The sequence below is a fragment of the Amycolatopsis taiwanensis DSM 45107 genome (assembly GCF_000519205.1).
Taxonomy (GTDB): domain Bacteria; phylum Actinomycetota; class Actinomycetes; order Mycobacteriales; family Pseudonocardiaceae; genus Amycolatopsis_E; species Amycolatopsis_E taiwanensis.
This window is the reverse complement of sequence record NZ_JAFB01000005.1, coordinates 32,768-51,302: the sequence shown is the minus strand read 5'-3', so window position 1 is coordinate 51,302 and position 18,535 is coordinate 32,768. Positions and strand designations below refer to the sequence as shown.

The window sequence follows — 18,535 nt, the reverse complement described above, 5'->3', positions numbered from 1 at the left end:
TCCTTTGCCCTCGCCGGACAAAACGAGGCCGGACACGAATACGGTTGCCCACGTCGCCAAATCGGTCGCACAAAAAGCCGCCCATGAACGCCTTGCTCTCGACGAACGGGCCGTCGGTCACCTCGGGCTTGCCGCCGGAGCTGCGAATGACCTTCGATCGGCTGGGGCCGGCGAGGGCCTGAGTCTGCGACCAAGAATTTTCGCCGAGGTTGTCGTGCGGGACTCATCGGTGACGACTACCTCGTGATGCGATCGCCGCGGTCGCGATCGGCGAGTTCCAACGGTCGAGGAGGAAGCCAATGACACAGCGGGTCCGGGTCCACTGCTTCAACGTCTCCCAGGACGGGATCGGAGCAGGCGAGGAGCAGAGCCTCGAGCACCCATTCGGCCTTGCGGACCCTCGCGAGCTGTGGGCCTGGGCAGGTGCCACGGCCAGCTGGGTCAACCGCACGGAACCTGGCGGGACGCGGGGGCTCGACGACTACATCACACGCGATATGACGCGAAAAATCGGTGCCGAGATCATGGGGCGCAACAAGTTCGGTCCGTTCCGTGGCCCCTGGCCGAACTACGAGTGGCAGGGCTGGTGGGGCGGCGAACCCCCGTTCCACACACCGGTCTTCGTGCTCACGCACCACGTTCGACCGTCACTCACGCTGAGTGACACGACGTTCCACTTCCTCGACACAACGCCGCACGAAGCGCTGAAGCAGGCGAAGGCCGCCGCGGACGGCCGGGACGTGCGCATCGGCGGCGGCGTAACGACCATTCGCGAGTTCCTCGACGCGGACCTGATCGACGAGATGCACGTCGCCGTCGCCCCGGTTGAACTCGGCGACGGTCTCCGGCTCTGGGAGAGCCCGGACGAGCTGACCGACCGCTACCACCTGGAACGCGTACCAAGCCCGAGCGGTGTCGTGCACCACTTCTTCTGGCGGCGGTAGGTACCCGGTCCGGGCACGCGGTCGGCCTCGTCGTCTTCGATCACGGGTGGTTCGGGGGTATCTCGAACAGCCGGGCGAGGTCGGCCAGGTCCCGATGCCGGATGGCGAGCTCAAGCCGGCTACCTCGTAGCGTGTAGACCAGCACAACGTCCATACGAGACAGTCTGAACCGCTCCCAGCAGCTCCGCCGCAGCTTGCCCGTGTGCCATCGCTGGAATCCGCCACTCGGCCACCGCAGCGCGCATCGAAGCGTTATCTCACCGCCTGATTTGAAAGCCGCGCGACGTTTGCGCGAAACACGCTCGCGCCGGAAGTTGGAATCGCGATCGGCAGCAGGGGAGTCGATCAGCCAACCCAGCAGGTTGCCGAAAATGTCGTCCCACACGTGAGGAGGCTACCCGCATCCATCGCATGAGCGAGGGTTGCCGGCGTCTCACTGTTCTTCGCTTGATCTCAACCAAAGTTGAGGTTGAAGACTCGATCCTCGTTGAGGTCGAAGACGAAAGGGTTGACGAGATGAGAGCAGCCGCCTTCGCGGAGCCTGGCGGTCCAGAAGTGTTGCGTCTGATGGAAGTCGACCGACCACGGGTCGGCGCCGGGCAGATCCGGGTCCGGGTCAAGGCCGCGGGAGTACAGCCCTTCGACTGTGCGGTGCGAGCGGGCTGGACGCCCCCAGGGGCCCCGGCCGGGTCGCCCAAGATCCCCGGCAACGAGTTCGCCGGCGTGGTCGACCAGGTCGGCGAGGGTGTTACCGGCGTCGCGGTCGGTGCGGAGGTACTTGGGTTCGGGTTGCTGGGCGGTTACGCCGAATACGTGGTGGCACCTGCCGAGCACGTGACCGCCAAACCGGCCGACATGCCGTGGGAGGTCGCCGGCGGGTTCAGTGCCGGGGCCCAGACCGCGCACATCGCGCTACAGGAGTTGCGCGTCGGTAAGGACGACACCGTGGTCGTCCACGGGGCGGCCGGTGCGGTCGGTACGGTCGCGGTTCAGCTGGCGGTGGAGTGGGGCGCGACCGTTATCGGCACGGCCCGCGAGGTGAACCACGACTACCTCCGCTCGCTCGGCACGGTACCCGTCGCCTACGGTGATGGCCTGCTGGACCGTGTGCGAGCGGTCGCGCCGGACGGCGTGGACGCCGCCCTGGATGGAGCCGGTGCTGACGCGCTCGCCGTGTCGCTGGCTCTGGTTGCCGACCGGGATCGAATTCTCACGCTGGTCGAGCACGGCAGGGCGCAGGAACTCGGTATCCGCCGCGTCGCGCCCAACCTGCGCTCGGCAACTCGGCTCGCTGAACTCGCCGACCTTTACGCACAAGGGAAACTTCGCTTCCACGTTCGTCGCACATTGCCGCTGGAGCGCGCGTCCGATGCGCACCGTGAGGTGGAGACCGGACACGGTCGTGGCAAAGTCGTCCTCACCATCGGCTGACCCTCGCGGCAGAAGAAGTTGACGGAAGTACTCGAAGTCGGCGTGATCCTGCCCGGTGCGAGGCGGGTGCATGGCCGGGTCAGCGCCCGGGCGGCGGTGTTGCCTCTCGGGTGCTGAGTTCCTGTGTGGTTATGCGGCTTGTTGGTATCTGGGCGGGGTGGTGTGCGCGAGGTTGCGCATGGGTTTTCGCTCGTGGTCAGTCCAGGGTGGGGGGATGAACTCGGGCAGATGCCCGTTCATCCTTACCTCCCACTGCGTGTGGTGGATCACCCGGTGATGCCGGCCGCACAGGAGCACGAGATTATCGGCGTCGGTGCGCTTGTCCACAGACCAGGGCACGACATGGTGCGGCGTCGTCCATTTAGGACCGCGAGTGCAGCCGGGAAACGCGCATCCGCCGTCTCGGGCGGCCAGATAGCGGCGTTGGGCCGGGGTGGCGAACCGGGAAGCATCGCCCACATACAGGGGTGCGGCGTTGTTGCCGAAGATCGCGGGCACCACCTTGGACTCACACGCCAGGCGGCGAAGGCCGTCGACGCTCGATATCCCGGGGATGTCGAGGAAGGCGTGCCGGGCACGGTTCTCCAGCTCCGCGAGAGTGACCGACACGATCATCACCGCGCGCTCACCGCCCTGGGTACCGAGTTCGTCGCAGCGGGCGGCCAGGGCGATGATCTCGGCGAGTGCGTCTCCGGCGCGTTCGGCTGGGCTGCGGGTATCGTGTTCGCCGGTCTCAGGGTTCCTGTGTGGTTTCGCCAGTGGCCCGAGTAGCCCGTCGAGTTCCTCGGCGGTTTCGGCGTCCAGTTCACCGCTGAAGCGGATGCTACCGTCTTTGCGGCGCGTGATGTCCAACCGCCGCAGTGGGTGGGCTTGCCCGCGGTCCTTGTCTTCCGGTGGCGCGGTCTCCTGCTCCCAGATCGCGCGCAGGCGACGACCGGCTTTGCGCACCGCCTCCGGTCCGGCCTGTCGAGCCAGCTCCACCAGGATGCGCTCGTCTGCTTCGCGCTGCTCGACGGGGATCTCCGCTGGGCACGCCTGAAAGGTCGTGGTGATCGCGTGGACGTGTTCTGCGTTGATGTCCCCGGCGGTGAGTGCTTTGCCGGTGGCGGCCTGTGGTGGGGGTTGCGGCACGCCGGTCAGCGATGAGGAGGGCATGGTTGCCCTGGCATGGTCGATGCGTTGTTTGGCTTCCCGCGCAGAAATCCGCAAGGTATCGGTCAGGAACGCGGAGGTGTCCTTGAATCCCAAGGACTTCCCCAGCCCACGCTGCTCGCTCTCGCCCACGAACTCGAGCATCTCCGCATAGGCGATCCGCAGCCTTTCCTCACGTGCCACCCCGATCGCGGTCAGGTCCCCATCGGGAACCTGCCACAACCGGGAAGCGGGAGTCTGCTCGGGCATGCCACCATACTATCAATTTTCAGCCATACGTTCGATACACGTTCGAGTGATCGAGGGCAGGTTGAAGTGGTGAGTGCACCAGGTTGGGTTGGCAAGTCTGGCAAGAGGTTGTTGAAGACCTCGGTCGGTTTGAGCCAGTCAAGTGTCTGCCGTGGACGATTGTTCAACTTGTCAGCGACCCTGTCGAGTTCTTGTTGAGTGTAGCCGGACAGGTCCGCCCCCTTGGGGAAGTATTGACGCAAGATGTGGTTCCAGGACGATTCGGAAAGGCCGGTGGCCGATTTCGTGGGGCGCCGCGGTAAGCAGCCTTGAATGGGAAGAGCTTGCCGAAGACCACGAGCAGTGGCCTGGCGACGCGAAGGCGGCGAGAAGAACTACTCCCTCCACTTTCAATATATAGCGCACTGGGGGGCTTGCGGCAAGGCCCGGGTCGTACCCCAGAATTGCCGGCCGAAAGCCAGAATCGGTGGAAATGGGGAGTTGCGAAGTGCGTGTGTTGTTGACGACGTGGGGATCGCGCGGGGACGTCGAACCGCTGGCGGCCCTGGCGGTGGCATTGCGGGAACTCGGCGCCGAGGCGCGGGTGTGCGCGCCTCCGGACAAGGAGTTCGCGACGCTGCTGGAGCGTGTCGGCGTGCCGCTGGTGCCGCTCGGCCCGACGGTGCACTCGGTCGTCGCCAACCCGAAGCCACCGACGGCACAAGACGCGTTCCAACTCGCTCCCGCGCTGGTCGCCGCGCGGTTCGACACGCTCACCGCGGCGGCCGAGGGATGTCACGCGCTGCTGGCAACCGGCCTGATGCCGGCCGGCGCGCGGGACGTGGCGGAGAAACTGCGCATCCGTTACGTGCTCGCGTGCTTCCACCTCCTCGGGCTGCCGTCGCGGCACTTCCCTCCGGGAAGACGGCCGGGCACACCGTCCCCGCAGGAGGAGACCGACAACCGGGTGCTGTGGGAGCAGGACGCCCAGCGGGTCAACGCCTTGTACGGCGAAGCGCTCAACAGCCATCGGGCCGCGATCGGCCTGCCCCCGGTGGACAACGTCCGCGACCATGTCCTCACCGGCCAGCCGTGGCTGGCCGCGGATCCGACGCTGTGTCCGTCGCAAGGCAGGACGGACCTCGACGTCGTGCAGACCGGAGCGTGGATCCTGCCCGACGACCGCCCGCTCCCGGACGAACTGGAGGCGTTCCTGGACACCGGCACGCCACCGGTGTACGTGGGCTTCGGCAGCATGGCCGCGTACGCCCCGAAGGACATCGCCCGGGTGGCCATCGAGGCGAGCCGCGCGCAGGGCCGCCGCGTGCTCCTCGCCCGCGGTTGGGCCGGCCTGGCCCCGATCGACGACGCCGACGACTGTTTCGTGGTCGGCGAGGTCAACCAGCAGGCCCTGTTCCGCAGGGTGGCCGCCGTCGTGCACCACGGCGGCGCGGGCACCACCACGACGGCAGCCCGGGCCGGCGCGCCCCAGGTGGTGGTACCCCAGATCGCGGACCAGCCGTACTGGGCCGCCCGAGTGGCCGAACTGGGCATCGGCGTGGCACACGAGGGCTCGGCGCCGACCGTCGAGTCCCTGTCCGCCGCGCTCACCACGGCCCTGACCCCCGAGACCCAAGCTCGAGCCAGGGCCGTGGCCGGCACGATCCGAGCCGATGGGGCGACCGTGGCCGCGAAACTGCTCCTCGACGCAGCGAGCCAGGAATTCCGTTCGTAATCGCGTGCACCACACGGACGGATCGAACGGCAGCCTCGACGCAGCCAACCAGACCTGGTGCCGGGACACGTCGACACTGCATCGACGTGTCCCGGCGTCACGGCCCAGGCCGGTAACGTTCGTCAGTTGCCTGAGCTGGACAGGACTTTTCGGGCTTCAGCCAAAGCGAAGCCCAGCAAGTTCAGGCCCGGCCACTGCTCGGGGTCGTTGGCGCGTGAGTCGTCCTGGGTCAGTCCGATGCCCCAGACGGAATCGCGCGGACTGGCCTCCACCAGCACCCGTTCGCCGGTTCCGAGGAGGAAACGGCGCAGTTCGGGGTGCTGACCGAACTTGGCGACCGAGCCCGTCACCACGATTTCGTACCGGCGGGCTTCCCACCGATCCTGGTCGAAGCCTTGCACGCCTCGCCCCAATTGCTTGGCTCGGTGAGGATGAGGGGCCCGCAAGATCTGCTCGGCGCTGCCTGGATCATCGAACAGCATCGCCTTGCGCCACATCATGTAATGCTCCGCTGTCGTGAAGGTCCGGCCGTCGACGGTGAACGGGGCAGGCCACCACTGACTAAGGCATCCACGCCCGATACTGCCGTCGCGTTCTGGCTGATGTCCCCAGAAGTAGAGAAACTTCACTCGACGGCCTTGACGCATCTCTTCGATCAGGTCAGCCATGTGGCTTGAGGACATGAACCACAGTCTCGCAGCGCGGGTGGCGGTCGAGCGAACGAATTGTGATCCGAAGGCGAGCGACACCGGCCGGCGAACAAGCAGACTCGAGTAGAGTTTTGGGGTGAGCACACCGCCGGATGGCCTCCCGATCTACCGCGTACTGACCGGACCAGACGACGAAACGTTTTGCCGACGTGTCAGCGAAGCGATCGAGTTGGGCTACCGTCCACATGGAAGTCCAGCCCTGATCTTCAACGGTGCGCAGGTCATCGTGGCCCAAGCCCTGCTCTGGCCGGCAACCGGCTGATCGTCGGCTTCTCCCGACCGGAACTGGTCTAGTCCATATCTCAAGGTCGTAGCCATTCCATGGTCGCTGCGACAGGTAGCGAACGGCGAGCTTGTCATACCTGGTGGCCGCGTCGCGGCACGGGCTGGTCGCAGAGCTGTGCGCCTTTTTTGCCGGTGCCTCTTGACCAGTCGCATGCCCGTACCGTAACACTAGAGTTGTACTCTAAAAGTTAACTCTAGAGACGGGGTATGGAGATGACCCTCATCCAGACGACGCGGTTCACGGCCGACACGGTCGGTCACCCACCTGGCGACCGCCGCCTGCGCCGTCCTGGCGGCGGTCTTCGTGCCGCTTTCGGCGCGCCTGCTCTGTGCGACCGATGACCCCCTGGATCGAGATGACCTAATGGCAGACCCAACAACCGCGAAACAGCGATGGCTCAATGCCATCTGGCCCTTCGTCCGCGCCAACCTGCCGCCGGAGCCATCCCGCGTGCTGGAGATCGGCTGCGGCCCGACAGGCGGCTTCGTCCCGGCCATGCGCGAGCGTGGCTACCACGCCATCGGCGTCGACCCGGCTGCGCCGGCCGGGCCCGGCTACCACCAAACGGAGTTCGAACACCACGAACCCACGGGCCCGGTCGACGCGATCGTCGCCTGCGCCTCACTGCACCACGTCGGCGACCTCGACCACATCCTCGACCGTTGTGCGGCGGCCCTGGCTCCGGGCGGCGTGCTGATCGTTGTCGAGTGGGCGCACGAGGACTTTGACGAGGCAACGGCCCGATGGTGCTTCGACCGGCTGCCCGACACCGGCCAGCCCGGCTGGTTGCACACCCACCGGGAGCGGTGGCTTGCCTCGGGCCTGCCCTGGCACACCTACCTCGATGCCTGGGCTCGAGGAGAGCGTCTGCACAAGGGTCGCACCATCATCCAAGCGCTCCAGGCCCGGTTCCACCCGTGGCTGCTCACCCGTGCGCCGTACTTCTTCCCCGACCTGCACCCCGCCGGCGAAACCGACGAACACGTGGCAGTCGACTCCGGCCAGATCCAGGCCACCGGAATCCGCTATGTCGCGACCAAACCGCCCATCACCCCGGTCGGAACAGTCCACAATGGATGAGCATGGTGACTCCGGCCACTGGGGCAACACAGAAACCGCTATCGGTCTGATATCTGAGGAGGCTGGATCGCCCGCCGTCGCGGCCATGCGCCACCTATCTCGCCAGACACTCCCCATACACCACGATATCTCGATATCGGATCGCAGTGCTCTGCCTGACGGTCGCCCTCTCGGCAACGTCATGGCCCGCAAGACGTGGTCGGCTAGGGTGGATCGATGGTGCAAATAGTCGAAGGCGTGTCCCGGACATTCAACGAGTTTCTGTTGCTTCCCAACCGGACACGCAGGGACTGTGCACCGGCTGGTGCACGACTACCACATGGCACTGGCGCTTGCCATGGGCGCCGACTTCGTCATGATGGGCCGCTATTTCGCTCGATTCGACCAGGCGCCCGGCGCGAAACTCCCGACCCGGGACGGTTTCGTCAAGGAATACTGGGGTGAAGGCTCCAACCGCGCCCGGAACTGGCAACGCTATGGCCAGGGCGGCAGCCAGCTGATCTTCGAGGAGGGTGTCGACGGCTACGTCCCCTACGCCGGAGACCTCCACGAAGGCCTCGCGGTGACCATCGCCAAGATCAAGGCCACGATGGTCTCCTGCGGCGCGACGACGCTACCCGAATTCCAGTCCACCGCACGCCTGGTACTCGTTTCCGAGCAGAGCTTCCAGGAAAGCCACGCCACCGTCGCGGTCCGCGATACCCCCACCCTGGACTGAGGTTCCTCAAGAGCGCGTCTCGGCTGTTCGGCGGTCACCCCGCAGCGTGTGCAGGGCGATGCCGAGGCCGGCGATGGTGAGGAGTGCGGCGAGGGGGTAGATCCAGCGTGGTCCCAGTCCGCTGGTGATGACCTGGCCGCCGAGCCAGCCGGCGACCGCGGCGGCGAGTTGGAAGCCGGCGGCGTTGACGGCGACGGCCAGGGTGGGCGCCGCGCTCGCGGCGGTGATGACGCGGGTTTGCATGCCCGGGATGATCGCGAAGGCGAGGACGCCGAGGACCAGGGTCAGTGCGGCCATCAGGGGTTTGACCGGGCTGGCCAGCCAGGCCAGGCCGAGAGCCGCGGCGAGTGTGATGAGCAGGCCGACCAGTGAAGGCAGCAGGGCCTTGTCGGCCAGCCGCCCGCCGAGGAGGTTGCCCGCGATGGCGCCGGCACCGTAGAAGAGCAGCAGGGCCGGGATCGTTTCGCTGCTGAATCCGCTGACTTGGGTGAGCAGCGGGGTGATGTAGGTGAAGACCGTTACGATGCCCAGGTTCCCGAGCGCGGTGAGGGTGATCGCCAACCAGACGTCGCGGTCGGCGAGTGCGCGCAGTTCGCCGCGTATCGATGCGGCCGCCGGTGTGGGTTGGGCGGGGACGAACCGCAGCACCAGCAGCAGGGCGATGATGCTGAGGGCGGCGACCGCGCCGAAGGTGGCTCGCCAGCCGAGGTGGTGACCGATCAGGGTGCCGATCGGGGTGCCCAGGACGATGCCCAGGTTCAGGCCCATAGTCACCTTTGCCACGGTGGAGGCGTGCCGGCCGGCCGGCGCCATCGCAATGGCGGCGGCGAGTGCCACGGCGAAGAACGTGGCCACGACCAGGCCGGCGACGAACCGCGCGACCAGGGCGAGGGGGTAGCTGGGGGCGAGGGCTGACCCCAGGTTGCCGAGCACGGACACGCCGATCAGGCCCGCGATGAGCGGCTTGCGGGCCACCCGTGCGGTGGCGAGGGTGACCAGGGGGCCGCCGATGATCATGCCGATCGCGTAGGCGGTGACCAGTAGACCGGCTGCCGGCACCGATACCGACAGGCCGGTGGCGGTATCGGGCAGGATGCCCGCGATCACGAACTCGCCGGTGGTGAGGCTGAAGACGACCAGCATCAGGGAGAAAAGGGGAAGCGGCACGACTCCTCCGTGATAGTTCGAACTCGGATGATGTGAACTAGAACTATCACAGTTCGAAGTATGTTCGCTAGACTCGGCATATGGCGCAGGACTCAGCGATACCAACGGGCAGCGAGATCGACCGAGACGTGTGCAAGCTGGTCCACCACCTCGCACACACGCTCGACGTGCAGGTGCGCCGAGTGGCCGAGCAGCTGGGCCTGACCCCCAGTCAGGTCATCGCGCTGCGCGAACTGTCCGAACCGATCACCGCACGGGAGCTCGCCACCCGGATGTCCTGCGAAGCCTCCAACGCCACGTTCATCCTGGACCGGCTCGAAGAACAAGGCCTGATCCAACGCCGACCACACCCCACCGACCGCCGCGCCAAACAGATCGTGCTCACCCCGGCCGGCCAACGCCGCCGCGGCGAAGCACTGCACCACCTCGGCACGCGATCCCCGCTGACCCCGCTCACCCCGGCCCAGCAAGAAAACCTACGTGACCTGCTGCGAACACTCCTCCCAGGCGGCGCGGCCTAGAGTGTCCGGTTTGGACCTTCCGGAGCTTGCGTCGTGATCATCCGCCACGAACGTGGACCGGACGGTTTCCGTGTCAAGGGACCGCGCGCAGGGTGTGGTGGGGTTGGCGCCGCAGCCGATCCATGGCCAGCGCCGTCGCCTCGTCGGCGGGTAGGAGAACGACCAGTTCCTGCGCGTCGGTTACCGGCAGCTCCAGCCGTTCTCGTTGCCACCGAAGCTCGTGCGCGATGGGGTGGTTGAGCCGAAGCGGGACCTGAGGTGGCGGTAGGTGGTGGTCGAGTCTCCGGGTGAGCTCCGTTCCGGCGACGTGGGCGAGTTCGGCCACGAGCTGCTGGAATTGCGCCACGGACGGCCCGCGCCACAGGTCGAAGGCCTGTTCGTCGGCCACCTGGTCCCAGTCGGCGAAGAACGTCTTTGCGTATGGCTCGGTGAACACGTAGCGCGTCAGGTTCGGCCGCTCGGTCTCGAGCAGGCCGATCCCTCGCATCACCAACTCGAACCCACTCGTGTACGCGAGCAGGTCTCCGAGACGGTTGGTGAGGAACGCGACCCCGGGCTCGAGAAGTTGGAGGGTGTCATGCACGGTCGGCCGGACCTGGCGGTTGGGTGGCGATGGCGGCCGCTCGATGACGCAGGCTCCGCTGGTGATCTTGGCGAGGAGGCGCAGGTGAGCGCGCTCGGCCGCATCGAGGCTCAACGCGTCCGCAAGCGCATTCACCACGGCCAACGACGGGTTGCGGTCTCGTCCTTGCTCGATGCGGGTGAGGTATTCGACGCTGACCCCAGCACGTTGCGCCAGGTCGGATCGCCGGAGCCCGGGGGACCGGCGGCGGCGGCGATCGGGCAGCCCGAACGACTCTGGCTGAATGCTGTCGCGCTTCGCACGGATGAAATCGCCCAACGGCGTGCCCATGCCGAAAGTCTAGGGCGATGACGGCACCCGTGAACGCCGCAAGGTGGCCCCAAGGGGGCCAGCCTGCGCTCGGCCTGGTTGTGAGCACCACCGGTGATGGACCGTGGAGCGCATGAGTGAGAAGCACAAGTTGGTCATCGTCATCGGGAGCGTCCGAGAAGGCCGGTTCGGACCCGTCATCGCTTCATGGGTCGCCGAGCAAGCGCGTGAACACGGCGCATTCGACATCGATGTCGTCGACCTCGCCGACGTCGAGATCCCGTTGTCGCTCCCGGTGGAATCACCGCGTTTCGCCGGCGACTCCTACCCGCGCCCGGAGGGCATGGCGTCCCTGACTTCCCGTCTGGCGGATGCGGACGCTTTCATCCTGGTCACGCCGGAGTACAACCACAGCTATCCTGCATCCCTGAAGGCCGCCGTCGACTGGCATTTCACCCAGTGGACGGCCAAGCCGGTCGCCTTCGTCAGTTACGGCGGCGCAGCCGGTGGCCGCCATGCCGTTTTGCACCTGGAGAATGTTTTCACCGAACTGCACGCGGTGACCATCCGCGATGGTCTCGTGTTCCCGAACTACTTCACCGCCTGGGAAAACGGTCAGCCGCTGGACCCCGAGACACCCGGCTACGCCAAGGCGCTGCTGGACCAGCTCGCCTGGTGGGCCGCAGCCCTGCATGCGGCGCGCAACGCGGCCCCGTACCCGTCCTGACCGGATCCAGAGTGTCCGTTATGGACCATGGTGACCACCGCCGGCCGCCGTGACGACGACAGCGATGATGACGAACGTGGCGGCGATCAAGGTCAAACCGGCGACGAAGGGTCTTCGTTCGGCCCACGGCAGGATTTTCGGATAGCGCTCGCGCAGCTGCTTGGCGGTCACGATGCCCGGCAACGTGCTGACGGGCAACCCTAGTTCGTCGACGACGCGGTCCAGATCACCTGGCGCGTAGGGCGAGCTGGTGAATCGCATGACGCGCTGGCCGGAGCGGTCGAGGAGAAAAACATTGTGGACCGGCCGCCCATCACCACGGGGTGGTGGCGGAAGCGTTGCCCGGACGACGGAGTCCAGCTCGGCGCGAGACCGCGTCCGGACTCGGCCCAGCAGGCCCGCTTTGCCGATTTCGGTAGGGGTGACGATGATTCGCGCCCGGTAAACGTAGAAGAACACGGGCACCAGGACAATCGTTGCGATCACCGCGCCCGTACAGAAGCCGGAAAGCTGCCGCGCGATCGTCGCCGGGACGACGATGGCCGCCGCGACCGGCAGCGCGAGTAGTTTCGCACGCCGCTTGACCCGGTCTGGAAGCCGAATGACAAGCGTGGCCTGGCCGGAGGAAGGCATGGCGCAAGTTTCCCCGGGTCGAAGGTGGGACGTGGCGGGCGGTACCCGGCCTGCCCGCCACGACCAGCCCCGACCGAGTACTTTCCAGCATGGAAACTCTTGTGTTGACGACATGGAAAGTCTGGCGCTAGTGTTTCCAACATGGAAACACACGAGCCGGGGTCGAGCGGCCGGCCCACGATGGAAGAAGCCAGGGCCGCTCTGCGTGCGGCCGAACAAACCCAGTCCGCACTCGCCGGCATCACGGCGCCGTGGTGGTACTTCATCGTGATGGCGGTCATGGTGGCCGTCGCGCCGGTGGTCAACTACGCGCCGCCGACCCCGCTGGGCATCACGCTGCTCCTGGTCGGGATCGTGGTGTGGGCCGCGCTGCTGGGGATCACGGTCGGGACGTTCGTGCGGAAAGCCGGCGTCATCCCGCGCCTGGGTGCGGTGCCGAAGCGTCTGGTGGTGTGGCCGATCATCGGTGTTCTCGGTGTGATGATCGGCGCTGCCGTCCTGGTCGCCGGCTATCATCAGGATTGGGTCTATTTCGTGGGTTCCGGTGCGGTCGGTGTCCTGATCTTGATTTTCGGTGCGGTGATCCGGCAGCACGCACGGAAGACGACATGACCGAGCACGACGACGGCGATGGTTTCGACACGATCATCCACGCCCCGAACCGGCTCCGGATCTGTGCCTTGCTCGACGTTGTGGAGTATGCCGAGTTCGGCCTGGTCCAGGACCGGCTCAAGGTGAGCGCTTCGGTGCTCAGCAAGCATGTGAGCGTGCTGATGGACGCCGGCTACGTGGAACAGAGCAAAGCGGTTCGCAACACCCGGCAACGTGTCTGGCTGCACCTGACCAAGGCCGGCCGCGCCGCCTACCGCGCACACGTGGCGGCCCTGCGCGAAATCGTTGACCAGCAAGATGAATCCGGCCAGCCGGAAAAATGAGTACACCGACCTCGTGGATGAGTGACCCGTGCGTGCCGATTTTCGGCAGTAACGGGTCACTCATGAAGACGTCGACTCGCCTGGGGGGCGATCCTGGGGTCAGTTGGTGGCCAGCTCGGCGATGAGCAGGGTCTTCATGGGCCGCATCGCGACGAGGTGACCGAGGCGGAACGCGAGCACGAGCGCCACCAGCAGAATGACGTTGCCGAGCCAGACCATGGTGTCGATGGGCAGGGTGTAGGCGCCGACGACCCGCGCCACGCATTCGACCAGCAGCACGCTTCCCCAGACGATCGAGTAGGTGCGCTCCGCACGGCGGAAGTCCGCCGAGTCCGCGGACAGCCGATCCCACACCGCCAGGCGAGCCGCCTGGCCCCGGCCGAACATCGGCCGGATCACCGTGCTCATGATGGGGCGGCCCAGGAAGGCCGACACCAGGATCGAGATCCCGATCACGCTGCTCACCCCGCTGTCCTTGGCCAGCATCAGCCGTGGGTCACCGCTGAGGAGGCTGAGCAGCAACGCGGCCACGTTGACCACCAGCATCAGCGCGGCCAGCGGGTTGAGCTGGCGCTGGGCCACGATCCCCCAGATCGTGCGGGCGGCCGGAATGGCGCTGCTCAAGGCCAGCGAGACCAGCTCGCTGAGGCCGAAGGCCTTGCTGAGCAGGTAGTAGGAGCCGACCGGCAGGACCACGTCGACCACCAGCGGCACCAGGCCCTTACGCAGTTGACTTCCGGCGGCGTTCTGGAGTGCGGGGTCGACGGTCATGATCGGCTTCCCTTCGGCTGTTCTCTGTTTCCTTGGCTGAGAACAGCTTCGCCCCGGATCACCGCGGAGAAGGGGGCCGAACATCCGGAGTACGACATGACATCTGTCAGGCCGGTGCCGCTGTCTCCGGGAGCCGCCGGCTCCCTTTAGTACCGCTCGGCGTACTGGGTTGGTGGCTCACCGAACATCTTCGTGAAGTCCCGGACGAAGTGGGCCTGGTCGGCATAGCCGAGTTCCGCGGCGAGGGATGCCCAGTCGATCTCCACGCCCTGGGCCAACCTCTCGGTCACCTCGCGGAGCCGGTAGCGGCGGATCACCCACTTCGGCCCGATGCCGACGTAGTCGGCGAACAGGCGCTGCAACTGTCGAACGCTGGTGTCGAGTGTGCTCGCCAACTCGTCGACCCTGGTGATCTCCGGCTTCGCCGCGATCTTCATGACGATGTCCGCCACTTCGTCGGTGCGAGGGTCCGGCTCGGGAAGGTGTGCCCGGAGGAACTGTTCGACCGCGGGCACTTCGAGCGGATCGGGTAGGTCCGGGCCGAACACCTCGGCCGCGTCGAAGGACCGATCGGTGATCGTCGAGACGGACCGGCCCAGGAACGGACGAAAACAGCCGGGCCGGAAGGCCACCCCGAACACGCCGCTGCTGCCTTCGAGCACCTTGATTCCGTAGCCGCTCGACACCCCCTGCACCGTCGCTTGGCCGTCGCGGAAGGTGAGGTGCACGTAGGGGTAGGGCACGACCAGTTGCCGGTAGGGCTCGCGGTAGTGCCAGGAGACCACCCAGTAGCGCTCGACGTAGCGGGCCAGGTCCGGCGAGGGAGTGGGGAACTCATGGCGTTGAAACCTTCTCCACGCTCCTCCGAGCTCGCGGGTGTCCCTGGCCACGACGGGAGTCTATGTCGCGTTTGTGCAAGACACTCCGCTCCCGGTGCGGTTGGCTTGGGCCCATGTCCAACGCGAAATTGCTGGCCCGCGCTGCCACCTCCCTGAGGGAGATCATCCGCAACATCAAGCCGGAGCAGCTCGGCGCGCAAACCCCCTGCACCGAATACGACGTGCGCAAATTGGTGAACCACCTGCTGTACTGGGTCCCCTCGCTGGAAGGCGCCGCACGCAAGGAAACCGTGCACCCGCCGGCTCAGGCCGAGTCGGAGTTGGATCTGACCACGGGTGATTGGGCCGCCGCCCTTGAAGCCGGCGTCGAGCGCACCGCCACCGCTTGGAGTGAGCCGGACGCATGGGAGGGCGTCACGCACATGGGTGGCCCGACGGAGCTGCCGGCCTCGCTGGTCGGCGGCATGATCGTGGGCGAGTGGGTCGTGCACGGCTGGGATCTCGCGCGGGCGACCGGTCAGCACCTGAAGGTCGACGAGGACCTCCTCGAGTACGCGCTTGAGGAGCTCGCCAAGACCGCCGAGCAAGGCAGGGAAATGGGCATGTTCGCGCCGGAGGTCGCCGTGCCACCGTCCTCGCCCGCCCTGGACCGATTGCTCGCGCTCACCGGCCGTGACCCCGCCTGGGCGCCCCACCCCGCGTGAGGTGTCATGGCCCGCGGTCCCGGCCGCTGATCTCAGACCCGGCCCGCTGCCTACCGCGAGCACCAACCGGCCGTGCCAACCGAGTGGCGCCGGCCGGGGGTCATGGTCAACAGTGGAGCCATGCGGGCGGACGACGGTGAGGACCTCCTCGCCGGTTACCTGAGCGGGCCGGCGGCCGCGACCGAGGCGACGGCCGTGGCGTTGGCGCGGGCGGACGCGGCCGGCGCCGTCGTGCTCGTCGAGGGGATCAGCGATCAGATCGCCGTCGAGACGCTCGCCGGACGGCGCGGCCGGGACCTGGCGGCCGAGGGCATCGTGGTCCTGCCTGTCGGTGGCGCCCACGGCGTCGCCCGGTATCTGCGGCGGTTCGGCCCCGAGGGGACCGGCGCGCGGCTCGCCGGGCTCTGCGACGCGGGTGAGGCGCACGTCGTCCAGCGAGGCCTGGCTGCGGCGGGCCTCGGGGCGCCCGGCTCACGGGCCGACCTGGAGCGGCTGGGCTTCTTCGTCTGCGTCGAGGACCTGGAGGACGAACTCATCCGCGCCGCCGGACCCGCGGAGGTGATGGAGGTCTTCGCCGCGCACGGGGACCTCGGCGCGTTCCGCACCATCCAGCGGCAGCCCGCCTGGCGGGGAAAGGACGAGGCGGCGCAGTTGCGGCGCTTTCTTGGCGCAGGCGGGCAGCGCAAACTTCGCTACGCCCGCCTGCTGACCGAGGCGATCGACCTGGACCGGATACCGCGGCCGCTCGCCGCCCTGCTCACCGCCGTCTGACCCTTGACCCGGTCACGCTCTGGCCGGGTGGCAAGTGGTGGCCGCCGCTCTAGGCCGGGGAGCCGTGATATACCGCCTCCACGTTGTGGCCGTCGAGATCGCGAAGGAACACCCCGTAGTAGCCGGGGTGGTACTCCGGCCATTCGCGGGGCGCATGCAGCACTTCCACGCCCGCGGCCACCGCGGCTTCGTGGACCGCGTCGACGACCGCGCGGCTTTCGGCCTGGAAGGCCACGTGTAGCTCCCGCGTCTCCGCGCCCGTCGACTGACTGAGCCAGAACTGCGGCCCACCCTGCCCGGCCGCGAGGCCGACCACGAACCCGTCGCCGACGGGGAAGCGCACCGCTTCGCGCATTCCGAGCGCAGCGAAGACACGGAGGTAGACCTTGAGCGACGCCTCGACGTCGCTCACCTGAATGCCGAGATGATCAAACATGTACGCAGCCTATGGCCGGGGTACGACAGTTTCGGTGGAGGTAGTTATCCGCGCTCCCGCCCCGGCAGTGTTTCACCGCGTAGGAACGCCTCGTAGGCTTCGCGCGCGTCTTCGTCGACCCTGGGTTGTTGACTGCTGTAGCGACCGTCGCTCCGGTCTCGTTTGGGGCCGGAGAGCCAGAACTCCTCATGCGTTTCGACGTCGAAGAAGTTGGCGTCAGACATCCCACGCCAGCGACGCAGCGTGCGACCGTGAAAGTAGGCGGTCTGCCAGGTCTTCGAGAAGCGGACCCAGCCAATCCAGGAGGGTCCCTGATCAATGTCGTACCCGGATTTCAACTGCACGTACATGATTCGATTCGGCATCCGGAAAGCGTAACCAAACCAGGTAGCCGATCGCACCAGGATTTCAGCTCACTGAATCGGGAACTCGGCTGCTGGAACCGGGGACACAGCTTCAACGAAAACGGGGGTGTCGGTCAGCATTGTGTGCAGTTGCCCGCCACGGACCTCGACCTTGTGCGGGGTACCGAATGCGTCCACGGCGGAGGCGTCGGGTGCGGTCCAAGGCAGGCTGACCGGCACCGGCGGCTGGTCCTCGCCGTCGAAGGTGTCGCGGTGGTCCCACAGCACGAGCAGTCGTGGCCGGTCTTCCCGATCGACGGTGAAGACGTACCCATCTTCGCTCCTGGTAACGGAAGTCGCGCCGGCGAGTTTTTCCGCGAGAAGTGTGAAAGTGTCGGCGGCGGGAGTACGGCGAGTGAGCTTTGTGCCGTCGTAGCCGAGCAGGACGAGCTTGCCGAACAGCAGGTGCATCATTTGGTACGGCTCCATCTCGCCGGGCACCTCGGGCGCGAGGTTCCAGTACGAGGCGAGGCGGATTCCGGTCGAAAAGGTGAGCAGAAGGCGGGTCACGAGCTGCCGGCAGTTGATCCGGTCGCGCTTCGCCGCGAGTTCGGCCGGGCAGCCCTCCAGGAACATGCGCAGGCGGTCCGGCAGTTCCTCGGCACGGTCGTAGAGGGTGACCATGGCCCGGCGTTCCGGGGTGTCCTGCCCGACGCGCTCGACGAGCTCGTCGACGCTTTGGCTCACCGGTTCCGCGAAAGCGCCGGCCATCGTCTGCTGCAGGATCGGCTCCACCTCGGGGAACTCGAACAGCACCGGCCCGGCGTATTCGCCTGCCACGACAGGTTTGCCGTACCCGTACTCACGCATCATCGCCCGCGCGTCGTCCACATAGGACGGTATGTTCGCCGGGTCGCCGTAGAGGTGGACGTCGAACACGTCGAACGCGTCGCGGCCAGCGTCGGTCAGGTGCGCGAAGAAGCGTCGCGGTTCGCTGCCCGGCGGACTGTCGAGCACGTCGTAGCCGCAGCCACCGAGAACGACCGTCGCGTTCGGGTCCGCCGACTTGACCGCGGCGTGGAACGCCGTGAGCTGGGCGACGTACTCCTCGGCGGTGCCGGCCCACAGCAGGCCGGTGTTGCTGGGCTCGTTTTCGCATTGCCAGTACGTGATTCGGCCTGCGCAGTGCTCGACGAGCCGGCGAACGAACTCGCGGTACTGGTCGACGTCCTTCGCGGGCGATGGGGGTAGGAAGTCGCTGGCCTGGCGAGTGGCCCACGGTGAGCTGGAGCAGACCGTCAGCCATGCCTCGATGTTGTCGTCGAGTTGCGTGAGCAGCGTGTCGACGACGTGGAAGTCGTACTCGCCGGGGCTCGGTTCGACCTGCCCCCAGTAGATGTAGGCGCGCACCAGTCCGGCGCCGAGCGCGCGGGCTTGTGGCACGAACTCGTCCGGCTCCTTGAAGAGCCCGTAACTGATCCCCCGAACGATTCCCATCCGCATGTTTACTA

Annotated in this window: 22 protein-coding genes; 12 read left to right on the top strand and 10 right to left on the bottom strand. The window is 66.9% G+C overall.

Annotation, left to right across the window (positions count from 1 at the left end; translation table 11 throughout):
- Window positions 1–299 precede the first annotated feature (299 nt).
- Window positions 300–944: a dihydrofolate reductase family protein gene (locus tag A3CU_RS0105025; protein ID WP_027941349.1), complete on the top strand. Its 645-nt coding sequence runs from the start codon at window positions 300–302 to the stop codon at window positions 942–944.
- Between the two features lie 516 nt (window positions 945–1,460).
- Window positions 1,461–2,375, top strand: coding sequence for an NADP-dependent oxidoreductase (locus tag A3CU_RS0105015; RefSeq protein ID WP_027941347.1), 915 nt, complete (start codon window positions 1,461–1,463; stop codon window positions 2,373–2,375).
- Between the two features lie 129 nt (window positions 2,376–2,504).
- On the opposite strand, the gene A3CU_RS0105010 is transcribed toward A3CU_RS0105015, so the two are convergent.
- A complete protein-coding gene (locus tag A3CU_RS0105010) occupies window positions 2,505–3,776 on the bottom strand; it encodes an HNH endonuclease signature motif containing protein (protein ID WP_027941346.1) in 1,272 nt (423 codons plus the stop codon).
- 487 nt (window positions 3,777–4,263) lie between these two features.
- Between A3CU_RS0105010 and A3CU_RS0105005 the strand changes: the two genes are divergently transcribed.
- Window positions 4,264–5,490: a glycosyltransferase gene (locus A3CU_RS0105005; protein WP_027941345.1), complete on the top strand. Its 1,227-nt coding sequence runs from the start codon at window positions 4,264–4,266 to the stop codon at window positions 5,488–5,490.
- Between the two features lie 122 nt (window positions 5,491–5,612).
- Here A3CU_RS0105005 and A3CU_RS0105000 read toward each other — a convergent pair whose 3' ends face one another.
- Window positions 5,613–6,158, bottom strand: coding sequence for a riboflavin biosynthesis intermediates N-glycosidase (locus A3CU_RS0105000; protein ID WP_245616879.1), 546 nt, complete (start codon window positions 6,156–6,158; stop codon window positions 5,613–5,615).
- A 118-nt stretch (window positions 6,159–6,276) separates the two neighbouring features.
- On the opposite strand from A3CU_RS0105000, the gene A3CU_RS0104995 reads away from it, so the two are divergent.
- From A3CU_RS0104995 to A3CU_RS0104985, 3 genes are all read left to right on the top strand, one after another.
- Window positions 6,277–6,462 (top strand): DUF1737 domain-containing protein, encoded by a 186-nt coding sequence (locus A3CU_RS0104995; RefSeq protein WP_027941343.1) that lies wholly within the window; start codon window positions 6,277–6,279, stop codon window positions 6,460–6,462.
- 387 nt (window positions 6,463–6,849) lie between these two features.
- Entirely contained in the window at window positions 6,850–7,566 is a 717-nt protein-coding gene (locus tag A3CU_RS0104990; RefSeq protein WP_027941342.1) for a class I SAM-dependent methyltransferase, read from the top strand.
- Window positions 7,567–7,858: 292 nt separating this feature from the next.
- Window positions 7,859–8,284, top strand: coding sequence for an IMP dehydrogenase (locus tag A3CU_RS0104985; protein WP_027941341.1), 426 nt, complete (start codon window positions 7,859–7,861; stop codon window positions 8,282–8,284).
- A gap of 6 nt (window positions 8,285–8,290) precedes the next feature.
- Here the strand turns inward: A3CU_RS0104985 and A3CU_RS0104980 are convergent, their stop codons facing one another.
- Window positions 8,291–9,451, bottom strand: a complete 1,161-nt coding sequence (locus A3CU_RS0104980) for an MFS transporter (protein ID WP_027941340.1) — start codon at window positions 9,449–9,451, stop codon at window positions 8,291–8,293.
- An 80-nt stretch (window positions 9,452–9,531) separates the two neighbouring features.
- Between A3CU_RS0104980 and A3CU_RS0104975 the strand changes: the two genes are divergently transcribed.
- Window positions 9,532–9,972: a MarR family winged helix-turn-helix transcriptional regulator gene (locus A3CU_RS0104975; protein ID WP_043840646.1), complete on the top strand. Its 441-nt coding sequence runs from the start codon at window positions 9,532–9,534 to the stop codon at window positions 9,970–9,972.
- A gap of 73 nt (window positions 9,973–10,045) precedes the next feature.
- On the opposite strand, the gene A3CU_RS0104970 is transcribed toward A3CU_RS0104975, so the two are convergent.
- Window positions 10,046–10,885, bottom strand: coding sequence for a helix-turn-helix domain-containing protein (locus A3CU_RS0104970; RefSeq protein ID WP_027941338.1), 840 nt, complete (start codon window positions 10,883–10,885; stop codon window positions 10,046–10,048).
- A gap of 112 nt (window positions 10,886–10,997) precedes the next feature.
- On the opposite strand from A3CU_RS0104970, the gene A3CU_RS0104965 reads away from it, so the two are divergent.
- Window positions 10,998–11,591: an NADPH-dependent FMN reductase gene (locus A3CU_RS0104965; protein WP_027941337.1), complete on the top strand. Its 594-nt coding sequence runs from the start codon at window positions 10,998–11,000 to the stop codon at window positions 11,589–11,591.
- An 18-nt stretch (window positions 11,592–11,609) separates the two neighbouring features.
- On the opposite strand, the gene A3CU_RS0104960 is transcribed toward A3CU_RS0104965, so the two are convergent.
- Window positions 11,610–12,224, bottom strand: a complete 615-nt coding sequence (locus A3CU_RS0104960) for a hypothetical protein (RefSeq protein ID WP_027941336.1) — start codon at window positions 12,222–12,224, stop codon at window positions 11,610–11,612.
- A gap of 141 nt (window positions 12,225–12,365) precedes the next feature.
- On the opposite strand from A3CU_RS0104960, the gene A3CU_RS0104955 reads away from it, so the two are divergent.
- Entirely contained in the window at window positions 12,366–12,836 is a 471-nt protein-coding gene (locus tag A3CU_RS0104955) for a hypothetical protein (protein WP_156960237.1), read from the top strand.
- Window positions 12,833–13,159 (top strand): transcriptional regulator, encoded by a 327-nt coding sequence (locus tag A3CU_RS0104950; RefSeq protein ID WP_027941334.1) that lies wholly within the window; start codon window positions 12,833–12,835, stop codon window positions 13,157–13,159. Before A3CU_RS0104955 ends, A3CU_RS0104950 begins: the two co-directional genes overlap by 4 nt.
- 99 nt (window positions 13,160–13,258) lie before the next feature.
- On the opposite strand, the gene A3CU_RS0104945 is transcribed toward A3CU_RS0104950, so the two are convergent.
- Entirely contained in the window at window positions 13,259–13,930 is a 672-nt protein-coding gene (locus tag A3CU_RS0104945) for a VC0807 family protein (protein WP_043840645.1), read from the bottom strand.
- 146 nt (window positions 13,931–14,076) lie between these two features.
- A complete protein-coding gene (locus tag A3CU_RS0104940; protein WP_027941332.1) occupies window positions 14,077–14,820 on the bottom strand; it encodes a helix-turn-helix domain-containing protein in 744 nt (247 codons plus the stop codon).
- 62 nt (window positions 14,821–14,882) lie between these two features.
- Here A3CU_RS0104940 and A3CU_RS0104935 point away from each other — a divergent pair, with 62 nt between their 5' ends.
- Together A3CU_RS0104935 and A3CU_RS0104930 are read left to right on the top strand one after the other, a co-directional pair.
- Window positions 14,883–15,473 carry a TIGR03086 family metal-binding protein gene (locus A3CU_RS0104935; RefSeq protein ID WP_027941331.1) on the top strand — a complete coding sequence of 197 codons (591 nt, stop codon included), beginning with the start codon at window positions 14,883–14,885 and terminating at the stop codon, window positions 15,471–15,473.
- Window positions 15,474–15,545: 72 nt separating this feature from the next.
- The gene (locus A3CU_RS0104930; RefSeq protein WP_211246350.1) at window positions 15,546–16,244 is read left to right on the top strand and encodes a TOPRIM nucleotidyl transferase/hydrolase domain-containing protein; all 699 of its coding nucleotides are present in this window, start codon (window positions 15,546–15,548) and stop codon (window positions 16,242–16,244) included.
- A 49-nt stretch (window positions 16,245–16,293) separates the two neighbouring features.
- Here the strand turns inward: A3CU_RS0104930 and A3CU_RS0104925 are convergent, their stop codons facing one another.
- Genes A3CU_RS0104925 through A3CU_RS0104915 form a run of 3 tightly spaced genes read right to left on the bottom strand, consistent with a single transcriptional unit; the run spans window position 16,294 to window position 18,527 of the window.
- Window positions 16,294–16,680, bottom strand: a complete 387-nt coding sequence (locus tag A3CU_RS0104925; protein WP_027941329.1) for a VOC family protein — start codon at window positions 16,678–16,680, stop codon at window positions 16,294–16,296.
- Between the two features lie 44 nt (window positions 16,681–16,724).
- Window positions 16,725–17,045, bottom strand: a complete 321-nt coding sequence (locus A3CU_RS0104920) for a hypothetical protein (protein WP_027941328.1) — start codon at window positions 17,043–17,045, stop codon at window positions 16,725–16,727.
- Window positions 17,046–17,093: 48 nt separating this feature from the next.
- Entirely contained in the window at window positions 17,094–18,527 is a 1,434-nt protein-coding gene (locus tag A3CU_RS0104915) for a glycoside hydrolase family protein (RefSeq protein ID WP_043840644.1), read from the bottom strand.
- Window positions 18,528–18,535: the final 8 nt, after the last annotated feature.

Bases quoted from the DNA above. Each gene is read 5' to 3' on its own strand.
- A3CU_RS0105025 (WP_027941349.1), top strand. From the start codon at position 300: ATGACACAGCGGGTCCGGGTCCACTGCTTCAACGTCTCCCAGGACGGG.
- A3CU_RS0105015 (WP_027941347.1), top strand. From the start codon at position 1,461: ATGAGAGCAGCCGCCTTCGCGGAGCCTGGCGGTCCAGAAGTGTTGCGT.
- A3CU_RS0105010 (WP_027941346.1), bottom strand. From the start codon at position 3,776: ATGCCCGAGCAGACTCCCGCTTCCCGGTTGTGGCAGGTTCCCGATGGG.
- A3CU_RS0105000 (WP_245616879.1), bottom strand. From the start codon at position 6,158: ATGGCTGACCTGATCGAAGAGATGCGTCAAGGCCGTCGAGTGAAGTTT.
- A3CU_RS0104990 (WP_027941342.1), top strand. From the start codon at position 6,850: ATGGCAGACCCAACAACCGCGAAACAGCGATGGCTCAATGCCATCTGG.
- A3CU_RS0104975 (WP_043840646.1), top strand. From the start codon at position 9,532: ATGGCGCAGGACTCAGCGATACCAACGGGCAGCGAGATCGACCGAGAC.
- A3CU_RS0104970 (WP_027941338.1), bottom strand. From the start codon at position 10,885: ATGGGCACGCCGTTGGGCGATTTCATCCGTGCGAAGCGCGACAGCATT.
- A3CU_RS0104965 (WP_027941337.1), top strand. From the start codon at position 10,998: ATGAGTGAGAAGCACAAGTTGGTCATCGTCATCGGGAGCGTCCGAGAA.
- A3CU_RS0104960 (WP_027941336.1), bottom strand. From the start codon at position 12,224: ATGCCTTCCTCCGGCCAGGCCACGCTTGTCATTCGGCTTCCAGACCGG.
- A3CU_RS0104955 (WP_156960237.1), top strand. From the start codon at position 12,366: ATGGAAACACACGAGCCGGGGTCGAGCGGCCGGCCCACGATGGAAGAA.
- A3CU_RS0104950 (WP_027941334.1), top strand. From the start codon at position 12,833: ATGACCGAGCACGACGACGGCGATGGTTTCGACACGATCATCCACGCC.
- A3CU_RS0104945 (WP_043840645.1), bottom strand. From the start codon at position 13,930: ATGACCGTCGACCCCGCACTCCAGAACGCCGCCGGAAGTCAACTGCGT.
- A3CU_RS0104935 (WP_027941331.1), top strand. From the start codon at position 14,883: ATGTCCAACGCGAAATTGCTGGCCCGCGCTGCCACCTCCCTGAGGGAG.
- A3CU_RS0104925 (WP_027941329.1), bottom strand. From the start codon at position 16,680: ATGTTTGATCATCTCGGCATTCAGGTGAGCGACGTCGAGGCGTCGCTC.
- A3CU_RS0104920 (WP_027941328.1), bottom strand. From the start codon at position 17,045: ATGCCGAATCGAATCATGTACGTGCAGTTGAAATCCGGGTACGACATT.
- A3CU_RS0104915 (WP_043840644.1), bottom strand. From the start codon at position 18,527: ATGCGGATGGGAATCGTTCGGGGGATCAGTTACGGGCTCTTCAAGGAG.